At 67.1% G+C, this 14,212-nt stretch carries 12 protein-coding genes; 10 read left to right on the top strand and 2 right to left on the bottom strand.

The window, feature by feature from the left end:
* Positions 1-11 precede the first annotated feature (11 nt).
* Positions 12-794 (top strand): 3-oxoadipate enol-lactonase, encoded by a 783-nt coding sequence (pcaD, locus tag B551_RS12760; protein WP_006576473.1) that lies wholly within the window; start codon positions 12-14, stop codon positions 792-794.
* 107 nt (positions 795-901) lie between these two features.
* On the opposite strand, the gene B551_RS12755 is transcribed toward pcaD, so the two are convergent.
* The gene (locus B551_RS12755) at positions 902-1,822 is read right to left on the bottom strand and encodes a tripartite tricarboxylate transporter substrate binding protein (protein ID WP_156526513.1); all 921 of its coding nucleotides are present in this window, start codon (positions 1,820-1,822) and stop codon (positions 902-904) included.
* A gap of 240 nt (positions 1,823-2,062) precedes the next feature.
* Between B551_RS12755 and B551_RS12750 the strand changes: the two genes are divergently transcribed.
* Both B551_RS12750 and B551_RS12745 read left to right on the top strand, forming a co-directional pair.
* Positions 2,063-3,184, top strand: a complete 1,122-nt coding sequence (locus tag B551_RS12750) for an XRE family transcriptional regulator (protein WP_052511357.1) — start codon at positions 2,063-2,065, stop codon at positions 3,182-3,184.
* 13 nt (positions 3,185-3,197) lie between these two features.
* Positions 3,198-3,719 (top strand): hypothetical protein, encoded by a 522-nt coding sequence (locus tag B551_RS12745; protein ID WP_006576476.1) that lies wholly within the window; start codon positions 3,198-3,200, stop codon positions 3,717-3,719.
* 99 nt (positions 3,720-3,818) lie between these two features.
* Here B551_RS12745 and B551_RS12740 read toward each other — a convergent pair whose 3' ends face one another.
* Positions 3,819-5,999, bottom strand: a complete 2,181-nt coding sequence (locus tag B551_RS12740; RefSeq protein ID WP_052511356.1) for a DUF6351 family protein — start codon at positions 5,997-5,999, stop codon at positions 3,819-3,821.
* Positions 6,000-6,391: 392 nt separating this feature from the next.
* On the opposite strand from B551_RS12740, the gene tcuA reads away from it, so the two are divergent.
* From tcuA to B551_RS12705, 7 genes are all read left to right on the top strand, one after another.
* The gene (gene tcuA, locus B551_RS12735) at positions 6,392-7,831 is read left to right on the top strand and encodes an FAD-dependent tricarballylate dehydrogenase TcuA (protein ID WP_006576478.1); all 1,440 of its coding nucleotides are present in this window, start codon (positions 6,392-6,394) and stop codon (positions 7,829-7,831) included.
* On the top strand, positions 7,818-8,990 hold the full coding sequence (gene tcuB, locus B551_RS12730; RefSeq protein WP_023264229.1) for a tricarballylate utilization 4Fe-4S protein TcuB: 1,173 nt from the start codon (positions 7,818-7,820) through the stop codon (positions 8,988-8,990). The genes tcuA and tcuB overlap by 14 nt, the downstream gene beginning before the upstream one ends.
* 32 nt (positions 8,991-9,022) lie before the next feature.
* Positions 9,023-9,811 (top strand): class II aldolase/adducin family protein, encoded by a 789-nt coding sequence (locus tag B551_RS12725; RefSeq protein WP_006576317.1) that lies wholly within the window; start codon positions 9,023-9,025, stop codon positions 9,809-9,811.
* 45 nt (positions 9,812-9,856) lie between these two features.
* A complete protein-coding gene (locus tag B551_RS12720; protein ID WP_043439347.1) occupies positions 9,857-10,834 on the top strand; it encodes a tripartite tricarboxylate transporter substrate binding protein in 978 nt (325 codons plus the stop codon).
* A 34-nt stretch (positions 10,835-10,868) separates the two neighbouring features.
* Positions 10,869-11,765, top strand: coding sequence for an amidohydrolase (locus B551_RS12715; protein ID WP_006576319.1), 897 nt, complete (start codon positions 10,869-10,871; stop codon positions 11,763-11,765).
* A gap of 356 nt (positions 11,766-12,121) precedes the next feature.
* Positions 12,122-13,102: a tripartite tricarboxylate transporter substrate binding protein gene (locus B551_RS12710; protein ID WP_023264228.1), complete on the top strand. Its 981-nt coding sequence runs from the start codon at positions 12,122-12,124 to the stop codon at positions 13,100-13,102.
* A gap of 25 nt (positions 13,103-13,127) precedes the next feature.
* Entirely contained in the window at positions 13,128-14,135 is a 1,008-nt protein-coding gene (locus B551_RS12705; RefSeq protein WP_006576320.1) for a D-2-hydroxyacid dehydrogenase, read from the top strand.
* The last annotated feature ends 77 nt before the right edge of the window (positions 14,136-14,212 follow it).

Below are 14,212 nucleotides of genomic sequence, written 5' to 3'. Positions count from 1 at the left end.
CCGCTTCCGCCATGCCCTTCGCCGACCTTTCCGACGTCCGCCTCCACTACCAGCTCGATGGCGACCCGAGCCTGCCGGTGCTCGTGCTGTCCAATTCGCTGGGTACCAACTTCGATATGTGGCAGCCGCAGATCGCGGCCTTCACGCAGCATTTCCGCGTGCTGCGCTACGACACGCGCGGCCACGGCCGTTCGTCGGTGCCTGCCGGTCCCTATACCGTCGCCCAGCTCGGTGGCGACGTGATCGCGCTGCTCGATGCGCTGCGCATCGAGCGCGCGCATTTCTGTGGGCTGTCGATGGGGGGCATCACCGGCATGTGGCTGGGCCTGAACCACGCGAAGCGGCTCGGCAAGCTGGTGCTGTGCAATACCGCGGCCTACATCGGCCCGCCGGAGAACTGGACCAACCGCGCCGCGGCGGTCGAGCGCGATGGCGTGGGGTCGATCGCGGCCGCGGTCGTCGACCGGTGGCTGACCCCGGACTTCGCCGCAGCGCATCCGGAACTGGTGCAGCAATTGCGCGCCATGCTGAGCGCGACGGACGCGGCGGGCTATGCCGCCAATTGCCGCGCGATCCGCGACAACGACCTGCGTGCCGAGATCCATCGGATCGCGGTGCCGACGCTGGTGATCGCCGGCTCGGGCGATATTCCGACGCCGCCGGCCGATGGCCGCTACATGGCCGAGACGATTCCGGGCGCGTCCTATGTCGAGCTGGAAGCGGCCCACTTGTCGAATCTGCAGCAAGTGGAGCGCTTCACGCAGGCGGTGGTCGATTTTCTGACCGCGGCCTGAGCGTAACGGGGGTACGGCGCCGACCGTTCACCGTCGTTCCCGCGAAGGCGGGGACTCGGTGGCTTCGGCGGTCGCCGGCTCCGCGTTCGTAGTGGCGACGGGCAGACTCAGTCGACCTTCGCCCCCGAACGCTTGACCACCGTCGACCATTTGCGGATCTCGCTGTCGACAAACCGCGCGGTCTGCTCCGGCGACATCGGCATCGGCTCGGAGCCGCGGTCGACGATGAACTTCTGCAGCTCCGGCGATTGCAGCGCCTTCACCGTTTCCGCATTGAGCTGCGACACGATGGCCGGCGGCGTGCCGGCCGGCGCCATCAGCACCGCCCATCCCAGTGCCTCGAAGTCGGGCACGCCTTGCTCCTGCACCGTCGGCACATTCGGCAGCTGCGGCACGCGCTTGCCCGCGGTCACGGCGAGCGGCACGGCCTTCTTCGACTGGATCAGCGGCAGGGCGGCGGTGATCGAGTCGACCATCACCGGAATCTGGTTGCCCAGGAAGTCCGCCTGCGCCGGGCCGCTGCCCTTGTACGGGATATGGACCATGAAGATGCCGGCGCGCGCCTTCAGCATCTCGGCCGACAGATGCTGCGTGCCGCCGATGCCGGCGCTCGCGTAGCTGAGCTTGCCCGGCGCTGCCTTGGCCTTGCCAACCAGATCGCGCAGCGACGTGATGCCCGACGCGGGCGTCGACAGGAACACCAGCGGCACCGAGAACACACCCGAGATCGCCTGGAAATCGCGGCGCGGATCGTAGCCGATCGACGCGTACAGCGTCTGGTTGATCGCCATCGCACTGCCGGCCATCACCAGCGTATAGCCATCGGGCGCGGCGCGAGCGGCCAGTTCCATGCCGATATTGCTGCCGGCCCCGGCACGGTTCTCCACCACCACCGACTGCCCAAGCTGCTTGCCGAGCCGCTCGCCGAGCGCCCGCGCAAAGATGTCGGTCGCCTGACCCGGCGGAAAGGGCACGATCAGCTTGATCGGGCGTTCAGGGTAGGCGGCGTGTGCCGCGGCGCTCGCCATCAAGGCGATCGCCGCCAGGCACGTGATGCGTGGCTTCAAGGTTGTCTCCTTCCAACAGGTTCTATGCACGGCCTGAAAGGCCAAGTGGCGACGATAGCACCTGCCCTCCGATTTGGCCAAGTTGCCGCCGGAACGGGCCGTGGCCCGCTGCATCGGCCGCTCTTGCGAATAAAGGATCGCCGGGAAATCTTGCGAACGGCAATTCGCAAGAATAGAATGGAATGCCACACGGAGAGGACGATGGTCGAACGGATCTCGCAAAAGTTGATCGGCTACCGCGTCAAGGCGGCCCGCGAGGCGAAGGGCTGGACCCAGGATCAGCTGACCCAGGTGCTCGGCCTCAACGACCGGCAGTCAGTGTCCGACATCGAAAATGGCAAGCGTGCCCTGAAGTCGGACGAGATGCTGGCTTTATCAGAGTTGCTCGACCGGGACGTCGATTTTTTTCTCGACCCGTTCGCGGTCGCGGGCGAGGCCCAATTTTCCTGGCGGGCGGCGTCGAGCGTGCCGGAACAGGAGCTCGACAGCTTCGAATCGAGGGCGGGAAAATGGATCGGCCTATTGCGCTGGCTGCGCGAAGGGCAGGGCGGTGGTACCAGTCCGCTCAAGCACAGTCTGCGGCTGAACGCGCAGGCATCGTTCGAAGATGCCGCCGCGCGGGCCGAGGCGTTGGTTGCAGCGCTGGAATTGGGCACGGTTCCAGCGGAGCAGCTTGCACAGTGTATCGAGCGTGAACTGGACATCCCGGTTCTTTTCGTCGAGGCCGTAGACTCGGCTCGAGGCGACACCATCTCGGGCGCCACCTGTCACCTGCAGGATCTCGGGGTGATTCTGATCAATCGCAATGAATCCGAGGCTCGCCGCTTTTTCGATCTCGCCCACGAACTGTTCCATGCGTTGACATGGGACGCCATGAAGCCGGACCACCGAGAGTCGAACTCGTTCGAAGCGCGCGGCAGGGCAAAGCGCGTCGAACAACTTGCGGACAATTTCGCCGCGGCATTGTTGATGCCCAGGCCGTCTCTCGAGCAACTGATCGACCCGCGGAGAGGCTCGGATATTCGCCATCTCGCGGATGTTGCCGATCAATTGCGCGTTTGTCCCATTGCGTTGGCCTGGCGTTTGTACAACATGAAGCGCATCGACGCCGCTACGCGAGACCAGCTTCGCAAGGTGCGGCAACGATCCAGCGCGGGTCGCAAACCGAAGCGTTTCTCGAACAGCTTCGTCAGCATGCTTCATACGGCCATCGACCGCGGGCAGCTTTCCGCCCGCAAGGCGGCAAAGGCGATGGGAATGAGCCTGCCGATGCTGAGCGACCTGTTCGCCGAGCACTCACTGCCGGCGCCGTTCGAGCTATGAGGCCCAACATCGCATGGCGAAGGTCCGGGTGTTCGTCGACACCAACATCATCCTGGAAGCGTTCCGGGCCGGGTGCTGGTCCCCCATCTGCGAGCGTTACGCAATTGAGACGGTAGAGAAGTGCGTGGAAGAGGCGCTTACCGGTGATCTTTCCCAACCGCGCCGCATTCCGGTGGACCGCAACGCGCTGGTGTCTGGGCTCAGTGGACGGCATGTCGTCGGAAAGCGGGAGCTGGTTGACCTGGTACTAGCCTATCCCCACTGCCAGGCATTGGACGACGGAGAACTGCATTTGCTCGCCTGGCTGCATGCAAACAAGCTGGTGCCGAAAGCGCTGATCCTGCTGTCAACCGCTGACAAGGCGGCAATCGTTGCAGCGGAACGTCTGGGGTGGATCGATTCACTAACGTCCCTCGAACATCTCGCTAGAACGTCGGGCATCACGCCGGCGCAGACTGGCCACCTCGCCCGGCATTACAGGGAAGATTGGCTGGGGGAAATCAAGATGAAGATACGCCTCGGTATCCTTCCGTAGCGGTGTTCCCCATGGTCTGCCAGCCGGCCAGCAATAAACCAGCATACGGCTCGATACGGGAGCGGCCGAGTGGCCTCGCTCCCGTACCGGCCGCCAACCTCACGACTTCGTGATGTCAAACACCAGATTCACCGGCGAAGGGCCGAACGATCCGTTCGGCACGACGCCCGTCTGGTTGACGCCGGGCTTGGTCCAGTCGCACACGCCGCTCGGAAAGATCGCGCGCAGACGGTTCAGCTGATCGGGGGTGAACGGCACGCTGTAGTCGGCGGGATTGACCGGCTTCAACGCGCATTTCATCACGTCGGCCGAGACCGGGCCGCCGGCGGCGATGCGCGGTGCGGTCCACGACGGGAACAGCGAATTGCAGGTCGTGTCCGGCGTGCTGCTCAGGGTCTGCGGCTCGGCCACGAAATCCGTCTGGGACCGCCAGCAGCCGTCGACCGCGTTCTGCGGCTTGTGGGCGACGACCCGTTGCTTCTGCGAGGCCGGCGACTTGTCATCCTTGTAGGCCGCGACCCAGCGGATGAAGGTGTCCCACGCGGTATCGGCCGGCACCGGGTTGCCGCGCCACATCACGTGGTTGGCGGTATCGCCGTTGGCCTTCAGCATCCGTTCGCGCTGCGCGAAATGGAACCACTGGTAGTGATAGGCGGCGTCCTCGTTATAGACACCGGTCACGTCGAACACGGGGATCGAAGCCAGCCCGCCGTTGCCGCCCAGATGCAGGCCGGACTGCTGCGCCCGCAGGATCGCGCCCAGGTCGCCGAGGGAGCGGGCGGGGACGTAGTTGGCATCCTGGTCGTAGCCGCCCACCTTCTCGTTCAGGTCGAGGAACTGGTCGATCGTGATCGCGCCGCCGTTCAGTGCCGCCAGCCCGTATTGCACGCCGACATTGTCGAACGGACGCAATGCGAAGCCGGTGGCCTTGTCGATGCCGTACATATTTCTGGCGGCGTCGTACAACGTCGGCCGCGCACCGGTCGGGTTATTGACCGGGTGGTAGCGCAGCTCCTGCGGCACGGCGGAATTGAACACGCCCGAGTTGTATCCGGGGAAGTCCTGCCTTGCCGGCACCGGATCGATGCGCCCGGCCTGATTGGCCGCGTCCTCGAAGGCCTTGCGGCTCTTGTAGCCGGTGACCGCGGCGATCTGCGCGTCGGTCAGGGCGTTCGGATTGCCCATCAGGTAATGCGTGATCAGGTGCCCGTCCGAACCCGACAGGGCGATCGACAGCGGGTCGGGGAAGGTGCAGGCGATCAGCACGCCGTCGAACAGGCCGGGAATGCGGTCGGCCGGCTGCGAGCTGCCATAGGATCCGCCCGAGCACCCCGCGCTGACGGTGAAGACCGGCACGCCGAAGGTCTCGATCACCGCCTCCTTCGACATCATCGCGGCCTCGCTGGCCAGCACCGCGTTGCAGTTGTTCGACGCGTGCTGCAGCGTATTGGCGAACGTGGCGTAGCCCTCGCCGAGCCGCCTGACATTGAGCAGCGTGAAGTCGAAGCCGGCGACCGAGATATTGCCCTGCGCCGCGCCCTGGATGTACCAGCCGCCCGTACAGCCGAAGCCCTCGACCGCGATCAGCCGTTTGTTCCATGCCTTCGGCGGCTTCAGCGGGGTGGGGGCCGACTCCCTGGTCGGATCGTGCAGCACCGCGTTCTGATAGATGCCGCGATTGACCGTGCCGGTTTCCACGCGTACCACGAACGGCACGGTGTGGGCATCCAGCGTGGTCGTGCTGGCGACGTCGGCGGGCAGCGACGTCGTGCTCGGCATCGGCACCAGCGCGCCGCCGGTGTTCTTCTGATAGAGGTAGTGCACGCGCGTGGCGACGCTGCAGTTGGCGTCGAGCGGCGGACCGAGGCGCGAGCCGTCCGGCAGCACGAAGCTCTCGGTCTGGCAGATGAACGGCGTCTGCCACGGCCCCGAAATCACCGGGCCGGTGATCGGGTAGTTGGTCATCTTCAGCGTGGCCGTTTCGCGGCCGATCTTGGCCGTCAGCGTGTTCTCGCCAGCGCGCAGACCCGTCACGACGGCCTGCAGGTGGCGAAGGTCGTCCAGCAGCGGACGGAATTCCCGCGTGATGTCGTTGCCGTTGAGCTCGATCCGCAGCGGGCGGCGGTCCAGCTTGATCTGGCGCGGCACGGTGATATCGATCAACGCGTTGCCGCCGGTCACGTGGTCGGGGGAGGAGGAAAGCAGCTGGATGGTCGGTGCCGCTTCGGGGCCGTCGTCATCGTCGTGGCCGCCGCCGCATGCCGTCAGGGCCGCAAGCATGGCGCATGCGAGCGCCATCCTGGGCCATCGCCGTAGGATGTTCATGTCGTCGACTCCTCTTTCGTAGTGAGTCGTGGGAGGTTGCAAGCCGCTCGGGGCTTGCGCCGACATGCATGCGTACGACGAGCTTAGTGTCCGGTCCTGCCAAATACAATGTCGAGGAAAGCTGACCAACAGCGGATAACGGGGACGGTACATGGCGCGCCTCCGAGACGCCGACGCCGGCCGCTGAACGGCCGGGGGCGCCTCCCGGGCGTACCCCTTCACGATTCGTGAAGCCCCCATTCCGTCCGGCGCCTTAGCAGCGCCCAAAGGTATCGGTACAGTCGCGTCAAACATCGATACGACCGAACCGTGCCTTTCTTCCCCATGCCCTCGTTCAAGGACGCCGCATGATCGACGTCCTGGTCATTGGCGGCGGCAATGCCGCCCTGTGCGCCGCGCTGATGGCGCGCGAAGCCGGCGCCTCCGTGCTGCTGCTCGAGGCCGCGCCGCGCGAATGGCGCGGCGGCAATTCGCAGCACACGCGAAATCTGCGCTGCATGCACGACGCACCGCAGGACGTGCTCGTCGACGCTTATCCCGAAGAGGAGTACTGGCAGGACCTGCTGAAGGTGACTGGCGGCATCACCGACGAGCACCTGGCCCGCCTGGTGATCCGCGCGTCGTCGAACTGCCGCGACTGGATGCGCCGCCATGGCGTCCGCTTCCAGCCGCCGCTGTCGGGCGCGCTGCATGTCGCGCGCACCAATGCCTTCTTCATGGGCGGCGGCAAAGCGCTGGTCAATGCCTACTACCGCAGCGCGGAGAGGCTCGGCGTGCTGATCCGCTACGACGCGCCGGTCGACGCGATCGAGCTCGACGGCGACCGCTTCGTTGCCGCTCGCATCGGCAGCGAGCGCATCGAGGCGCGCGCCTGCGTGCTGGCGGCCGGCGGCTTCGAATCGAACCGCGAGTGGCTGCGCGAGGCCTGGGGCCAGAACGAGCGGGGCGAATGGCCCGCCGACAATTTCCTGATCCGCGGCACGCGCTTCAATCAGGGCGTGCTGCTCAAGTACATGATCGACGCCGGCGCGGACGCCATCGGCGATCCGTCGCAATCGCACTGCGTGGCGATCGACGCGCGGGCGCCGCTGTACGACGGCGGCATCTGCACGCGCATCGACTGCGTGTCGCTGGGCGTGGTGCTCAACGCCAACGCCGAGCGCTTCTACGACGAAGGCGAGGACTTCTGGCCCAAGCGCTATGCGATCTGGGGCCGCCTGGTGGCGCAGCAGCCCGGGCAGATCGGCTACTCGATCATCGACGCGAAGGCGATCGGCCGTTTCATGCCGCCGGTCTTTCCCGGCGTCACGGCCCGCACGCTGCCCGAGCTGGCGCGCAAGCTGGGCCTGGACGAGGCGACCTTCATGCGCACGGTCGGCGACTACAACGCGGCCTGCCGCGTCGGCACCTTCGACCATACAGTGCTCGATGACTGCCATACCGAGGGCCTGACGCCGGCGAAGACCCACTGGGCCCGTCCGATCGACACGCCGCCGTTCTACGGCTATGCGCTGCGGCCCGGCATCACGTTTACCTATCTCGGCCTGAAGGTCGACGACAAGGCCGCGGTGCACTTCGGCGGCAAGCCGAGCGCCAACCTGTTCGTGGCCGGCGAAATGATGGCGGGCAACGTGCTCGGCAAGGGCTATACCGCCGGCGTCGGCATGTCGATCGGCACCGCGTTCGGCCGCATCGCCGGCACGCAGGCCGCGCAGGCCGCCGCCCAACGGGGCGCCGCCGTGCCCGTTCGTACCGAATCTCTGGAACAGCAACATGCAACATCTTGAAGCGCTGACGCGCGAGGCGGCGGCGTTGGCGCAGGCCGCGCTGCCGCTGACCGCCGACGAACACGAAGTCGCGCGAACGCTGCAGATCTGCAATGCCTGCCGCTATTGCGAAGGCTTTTGCGCGGTGTTCCCGGCAATGACCCGCCGGCTGGAGTTCGGCAAGGCCGACATCCACTATCTGTCGAACCTGTGCCACAACTGCGGCGCCTGCTTCCACGCGTGCCAGTACGCGCCGCCGCACGAGTTCGCCGTCAATATTCCGCAGGCGATGGCCAAGGTCCGCGTGCAGACCTATGGCGACTACGCGTTTCCAGCCGCGCTGGGCGGCTTGTACCGCCGCGCGGGGCTGGCCACGTCATTGGCGCTGGCCGCGGGCCTCGCGCTGTTCCTGCTGATGGCGGTGGCGATGGGCGGCGGCCTGTGGCACGCGCCGATGGCCGGCAATTTCTACGCGATCTTCCCGCACAACCTGTTGGCGGCGATGTTCGGCATCGTCTTCCTGTTCGCGATCCTCGCGCTCGGCGTCGGCGTGACTCGCTTCTGGCGGCAGGTTTCCCCGGGTATGCGGCCTGGCGAATCGCGCGCGGCGGCGGCGACCGGCGCCGCCGGCGACGCGCTGCGCCTGCGCTATCTCGACGGCGGCCATGGCGAGGGCTGCAACAACGAGGACGACGCCTTCACGCTGGCCCGCCGGCGCTTCCACCATTTCACCTTCTACGGCTTCATGTTGTGCTTTGCGGCGACGACGGTGGCGACCTTCTACCACTATGCGCTGCGCCTGCATGCGCCATATGCATATACCAGCCTGCCGGTGGTGCTCGGCACGCTGGGCGGCATCGGACTGCTGATCGGGCCCGTGGGGCTGTTGTGGCTTAACCTGCGGCGCGATCCGCGCACCGGCGATCCGGACCAGCGCCCGATGGACCGCGGCTTCATCGCGCTGCTGTTCCTGACCAGCGCGAGCGGCCTGGCGCTGCTGGCCTGGCGCGATACCGGCGCGATGGCGGCGCTGCTGGCGGTCCATCTGGGCATCGTGATGGCGCTGTTCCTGACGCTGCCGTACGGCAAGTTCGCGCACGGCATCTATCGCAGCGCCGCGCTGCTGAAATGGCATATCGAAAAACGCCGGCCCAGCGATCTGGCCCTGGGGTCGGACTGATTCCGGCGAACGAACACAAGGAGAGAGAGACCATGACCAAACCTGGCGTGTTGAACATCCCGTCGATGCGCGACCGTTGCAGCGACGCCGAATGGCAGGCCCGCGTCGATCTGGCGGCCTGCTACCGGCTGGTGGAGCTCTACGGCATGGCCGACATGATGGCCAATCATATCTCGGTGCGCGTGCCCGACGAGGAGAACGCCTTCCTGATCAACGCCTACGGCATGATGTACGAGGAGATCACCGCATCGAGCCTGATCAAGGTCGATCACGACGGCAACATCCTGTCCAAGCCCGATTTCGGCGCGTTGAACTACGGCATCAACAAGGCGGGCTATGTGATCCACAGCGCCGTGCACGAGGCGCGCCCCGAAGTCGCCTGCGTGATCCACACCCACAGCTGGGCCTCGATGGCGGTGTCGGCGCTGGAATGCGGGCTGCTGCCGATCACGCAGACTGCGATGCGCTTCCTGAAGATCGGCTACCACGACTACCAGGGCGTGGTGCTCGATACCGCCGAGCAGGCCTCGCTGATCGAGGACCTGGGCAAGAGCGAGGCGCTGATCCTGCGCAATCACGGCGCGCTGACCGTCGGCAATACCGTCGGCGAGGCCTTCAACTGGATGCACCGGCTCGAACTGGCCTGCCGCGCGCAGATCGGCGCGCTGTCGTGCAACACGCCGCTGCGGCAGGTCGGGCAGGACGTGCTCGAGGCCACCTGGAACAACTATCAGCCCGGCACGCGCCGGCCTTATGGCGTGATGGAATGGCCGGCGCTGCTGCGCAAGCTCGACCGGATCGACCCGAGCTACCGCGACTGAGCGCCGCGCACCCCACAAGAACGACTTCGCAGGATGGAGACCACGATGAACCGCAGACGCCTGCTGGCGCAGATGCTGGCGCTTGGCGCCGCCCCGATGGTGATGCGCGCCGCGCGTGCGCAGTCGCTGTCCAACAAGCCGGTGACCCTGGTCGTGCCGTTTGCGCCCGGCGGCAATCTGGACGTCGTCGCGCGCGCGATCGCGCCGGCGCTGGAGCAGGGCCTGGGCCGCAACGTGATCGTCGACAACCGGCCCGGTGCCGGCGGCGTGATCGGCGCCACGCTGGTGTCGCGGGCCGAGCCCGACGGCAGCACGCTGCTGGTCACCACGCCCAACGCCATCGTGGTGCTGCCGCGCATGACGCGAACCAACTTCAAGCTGGCCAGCTTCAACCCGGTCGGCCTGGTGTCGACCACCGCGCTGGTGGTGGTGGTCAAGGGCGGCGACAAGCGCTTTGGCGATATCCAGTCGCTGCTGGCCTACGCCAAGGGCAACGCGGGCAAGCTCGCCGCCGGCCATGCCGGTCCCGGCACGACCAATCATATGGCGATGCTGCAACTGGAAGACGCGGCCGGCATTCGCCTCAATCAGGTGCCCTACAAGGGATCGGCGCCGGCGCTGGTCGACCTGATGGGCGGGCAGATCGACATGGTGGTGGACCAGCTGACCAGCTCGGCGCCGCATATCCAGTCGGGCGCGCTGCGCGCGCTGGCCGTGATGTCGCGCGAGCGCGATGGGGCCTTGCCCAAGGTGCCGACGCTGCGCGAGGCGGGCCTGGCCAACTTCGAAGCGACCACCGCGACTGGACTGCTGGCGCCGGCCGGCACGCCAACAGGGGTGGTCGACACCATCAATGCGGCGTTGCGCAAGGCCTTGGCGGAAGGCGCGGTGAAGAGCCGCTTGCTGACGGTCGGAAGCGTGGCTCATCCGTCGTCGCCGCAGGAACTGTCGACGCTGCTGCAGCGTGAGGACGCGCGAGCGCAGACGCTGGCGTCCGCGGGCCGGCTGAAGGCGCCCGAATGAGCGCCGGCATTCCTCTGTATTGCGAGCCGCTGCGATGACGCGCCCCTGTCTCCCCGCCTTCGAACGCATCACGCCGCCGGCCTTCCGGGCGCCGCCGGGTGCCTGCAATAGCCACGCCCACGTGTTCGGGCCGTTCGAGCGCTTTCCGCTTGCCGACGATCGCAGCTATACGCCCGCGCCGTATCCCGCCGAGGCGTTCATCGCGCATCTGGACGCGCTGGGCCTGACGCGCGGCGTGCTGGTGACCGCGAGCGCCAGCGGCACCGGCGCCGGCAATGCCGTGGTCCTCGACGCGCTGCGGCGCTATCCGGCGCGGCTGCGAGGGATCGCCGTGCCGGCCGCCGATACCACCGACACCGAGCTCGATGCCTGGCACGAGGCCGGCGTGCGGGGTGTACGGATCAACCTGTATCGGGTCGATGGCCATGCGGTGTACCGCAACGGTGTCGGCATCGATGTGCTCGAGGCGCTCGCGCCGCGCCTGCGCGAACGCGGCTGGCACGCGCAGATCTGGATTCACGCGCCGGACCTGGTCGAACTCGGCCCACGGCTGAAGGCGCTTCGCTTGCCGTTGGTGGTCGACCACATGGGCCGCATGTCGACCGCGCGCGGAGTTGCGGACCCTGGTTTCCAGGCGCTGTGCGCAATGCTGGCCGAGGGCACGGCGTGGACCAAGATCTCCGGCGCCGATCGGCTCAACCCCGGCGGGGCGCCTTACCACGAGGTGGACCCGTTCGCCGCGGCGCTGCTGCAGGCCAATCCGGACCAGGTGGTCTGGGGTTCCGACTGGCCGCATATCAACTACTTCGAGCCGCATCTGATGCCGGACGACGGCGTGCTGTTCAACCTGCTGGCGCGCTGGCTGCCGGATGCGGCGGCGCGCGAAAGGGTGCTGGTCGCGAATCCGGCGCGGCTTTACGGCTTTCCGTGATGACACGCTTGCCCTCTCCCCCAACCCCTCTCCCGCAAGCGGGAGAGGGGAGCCGCCTCAACGTGCCGCCTGTGCCTCGTGTTTTCTCCCTCTCCCGCTTGCGGGAAAGGGCCGGGGAGAGGGCAGCCCCATCGAATGCCCCAGGTCTGCTCCCTCTCCCGCTTGCGGGAGAGGGCCGGGGAGAGGGCAGCCCCATCGAATGCCTCAGGTCTGCTCCCTCTCCCGCTTGCGGGAGAGGGTTGGGGAGAGGGCAGCCCCTGCGGCCGGCTAGCCGCTGCCGCCTGAGAGCCGCAACCGCTTCTAACCCGTGACCTGCCACGGGAAAACCATACACAACAAGCAACGAGGAGACATCCATGTTCCGCTTCGCCAACCCATTCGTCCGAGCCATCGCGCCAGCGATGATCGCCGCTACCGCGGCCCTTGCCCCGCAAGTCCATGCGGCCGACTATCCGACCAAGCCGGTGCGCGTGGTCGTGGCCTTTACCCCGGGCGGCACCACCGACATCCTGGCCCGCAACGTCAGCCAGCAGCTGGCGCAGCGCTTCAAGCAGTCGTTCGTCGTCGACAACCGTCCCGGCGCCGGCGGCAATATCGGCACGGAATTCGTCGTCCGCGCGCCGGCCGACGGCTATACGTTGCTCGTCAATTCGGTCGGGCCGATCTCGATCAACCAGACGCTGTACAAGCGGCTCAGCTACGACCCGCTGACCGATCTGGTGCCGGTCGTGCAGATCGCCGATGTGCCGAACGTGCTGGTGGTCCATCCCTCGTTGCCGGTCAAGAACCTGGAAGAGTTCGTCGCCTACCTGAAGGCCAATCCCGGCAAGCTGAACTACAGCTCGACCGGCGTGGGTACGTCGTCGCATCTGTCGGGCTTCATGCTCACCGAGCGGGTCGGCGCGCCGGCCACGCATATTCCCTACAAGGGCGCCGATGCGCTGAACGACCTGCTGTCCGCCCGCGTGCAGTTCATGTTCGCCACGATCCCCTCGGTGATCTCCCATATCCAGAGCGGCAAGCTCCGCGCGCTCGCGGTGACCAGCGCCCGGCGCTCGCGCTCGCTGCCAGACCTGCCGACGGTCGCGGAGAAGGGCTTCCCCGGCTTCGAGGCCGGCTCGTGGTTCGGCTTCTTCGCGCCCAAGGGCACGCCGCAGGATGTCGTGATGAAGATCAACCAGGCGGTCAACGAGGTGCTGCCGTCGCTGCAGGCACAGATGATCCGTGAGGGCGCCGATCCGGTCGGCGGCTCGCCGCAGCAGTTCGGCAAGTTCACGCGCGCCGAATACGAGAAGTGGAAGGCCGTCGTGCGCGCCTCGGGCGCTTCGGTAGACTGACGCCCTGGCTGGATATCTCGACACCATGACCGTTTCCTCGCGTCCCGCGCCCTTGCGCATCCTGTTGTCCGAGCCGGCCCTGCGGGCCCATGGCGACGCCATCACCGCGGTGCTGCAGGACCGTCCGTGGACCGCGGTGCTGGCGCCCGCCATCGACGATGCCCGCGCGATCGATGCCGATATCGCGTTCGTCTCGCGCGATGTCACTGGCCTGTCGACCAAGCACGAGGTATTGCCGTCGACGCAGCGCTTCTATACCGCACTGCTGGAAGCGCCGTCGCTGCGCTGGACCCATGTGCATTCCGCCGGCGCCGACCGCCCGGTCTATGTCCAGTTGCGCGAACGCGGGGTCAAGGTCACCACGTCATCGGGGGCCAATGCCAGCGTGGTGGCGCAGACCGCGCTGGCCGGGTTGCTGGCACTGGCGCGACATTTCCCGCGGATGCTGGCGGCGCAGCGCGAACGGCAATGGGCGCCGCTGATTGCGACCGGCATGCCGCGCGATCTGCATGGCCAGACGGCGACCATCGTCGGCTGGGGACCGATCGGCCAGCAGATCGGCGCGGTGCTGCACGCGCTGGGCATGCGCGTGGTGGCGGTGCGGCAACGTCCCGACTCCGCCGGCCCGGATTATCAGACCGTGACATACCGGACGCTTGGCGAGGTGCTGCCGCGCACCGACTGGCTGGTGCTGGCATGTCCATTGACCGAAGACACCCGCGGCCTGATCGGCGCCGAAGCGCTGGCCCGGCTGCCGCAGGGCGCGCACCTCGTCAACGTCGCACGCGGCGAAGTCGTCGACGAGCCGGCCCTGATCGCGGCGCTGCGCGGGGGCAGGCTGGCCGGCGCCTATCTCGATGTGTTCGCCCACGAGCCCCTGCCAACGGATTCGCCGCTGTGGGACATGCCCAACGTCATCGTGACGCCACACAGCGCCGGCTTCTCCGATGGCAACGCGGCCAGGGTCGTCGATATCTTTCTCGGCAAGCTGGCCGCCTGGGCTGCCCACGGCGATCCCGACGCGCGGCTCTGACCCTGCGCAATGGAAACCCCGTCGTCCCCGCGAAGGCGGGGACCCAGTGACTCTCGTTCGACGGTAGATCAAAGCCG

Origin of the sequence: Cupriavidus sp. HPC(L) (genome assembly GCF_000307735.3) — a bacterium.
Lineage (GTDB): Bacteria > Pseudomonadota > Gammaproteobacteria > Burkholderiales > Burkholderiaceae > Cupriavidus.
Note: the sequence above shows the minus strand (reverse complement) of the source record. Positions and strands in the feature narration are given on the sequence as shown.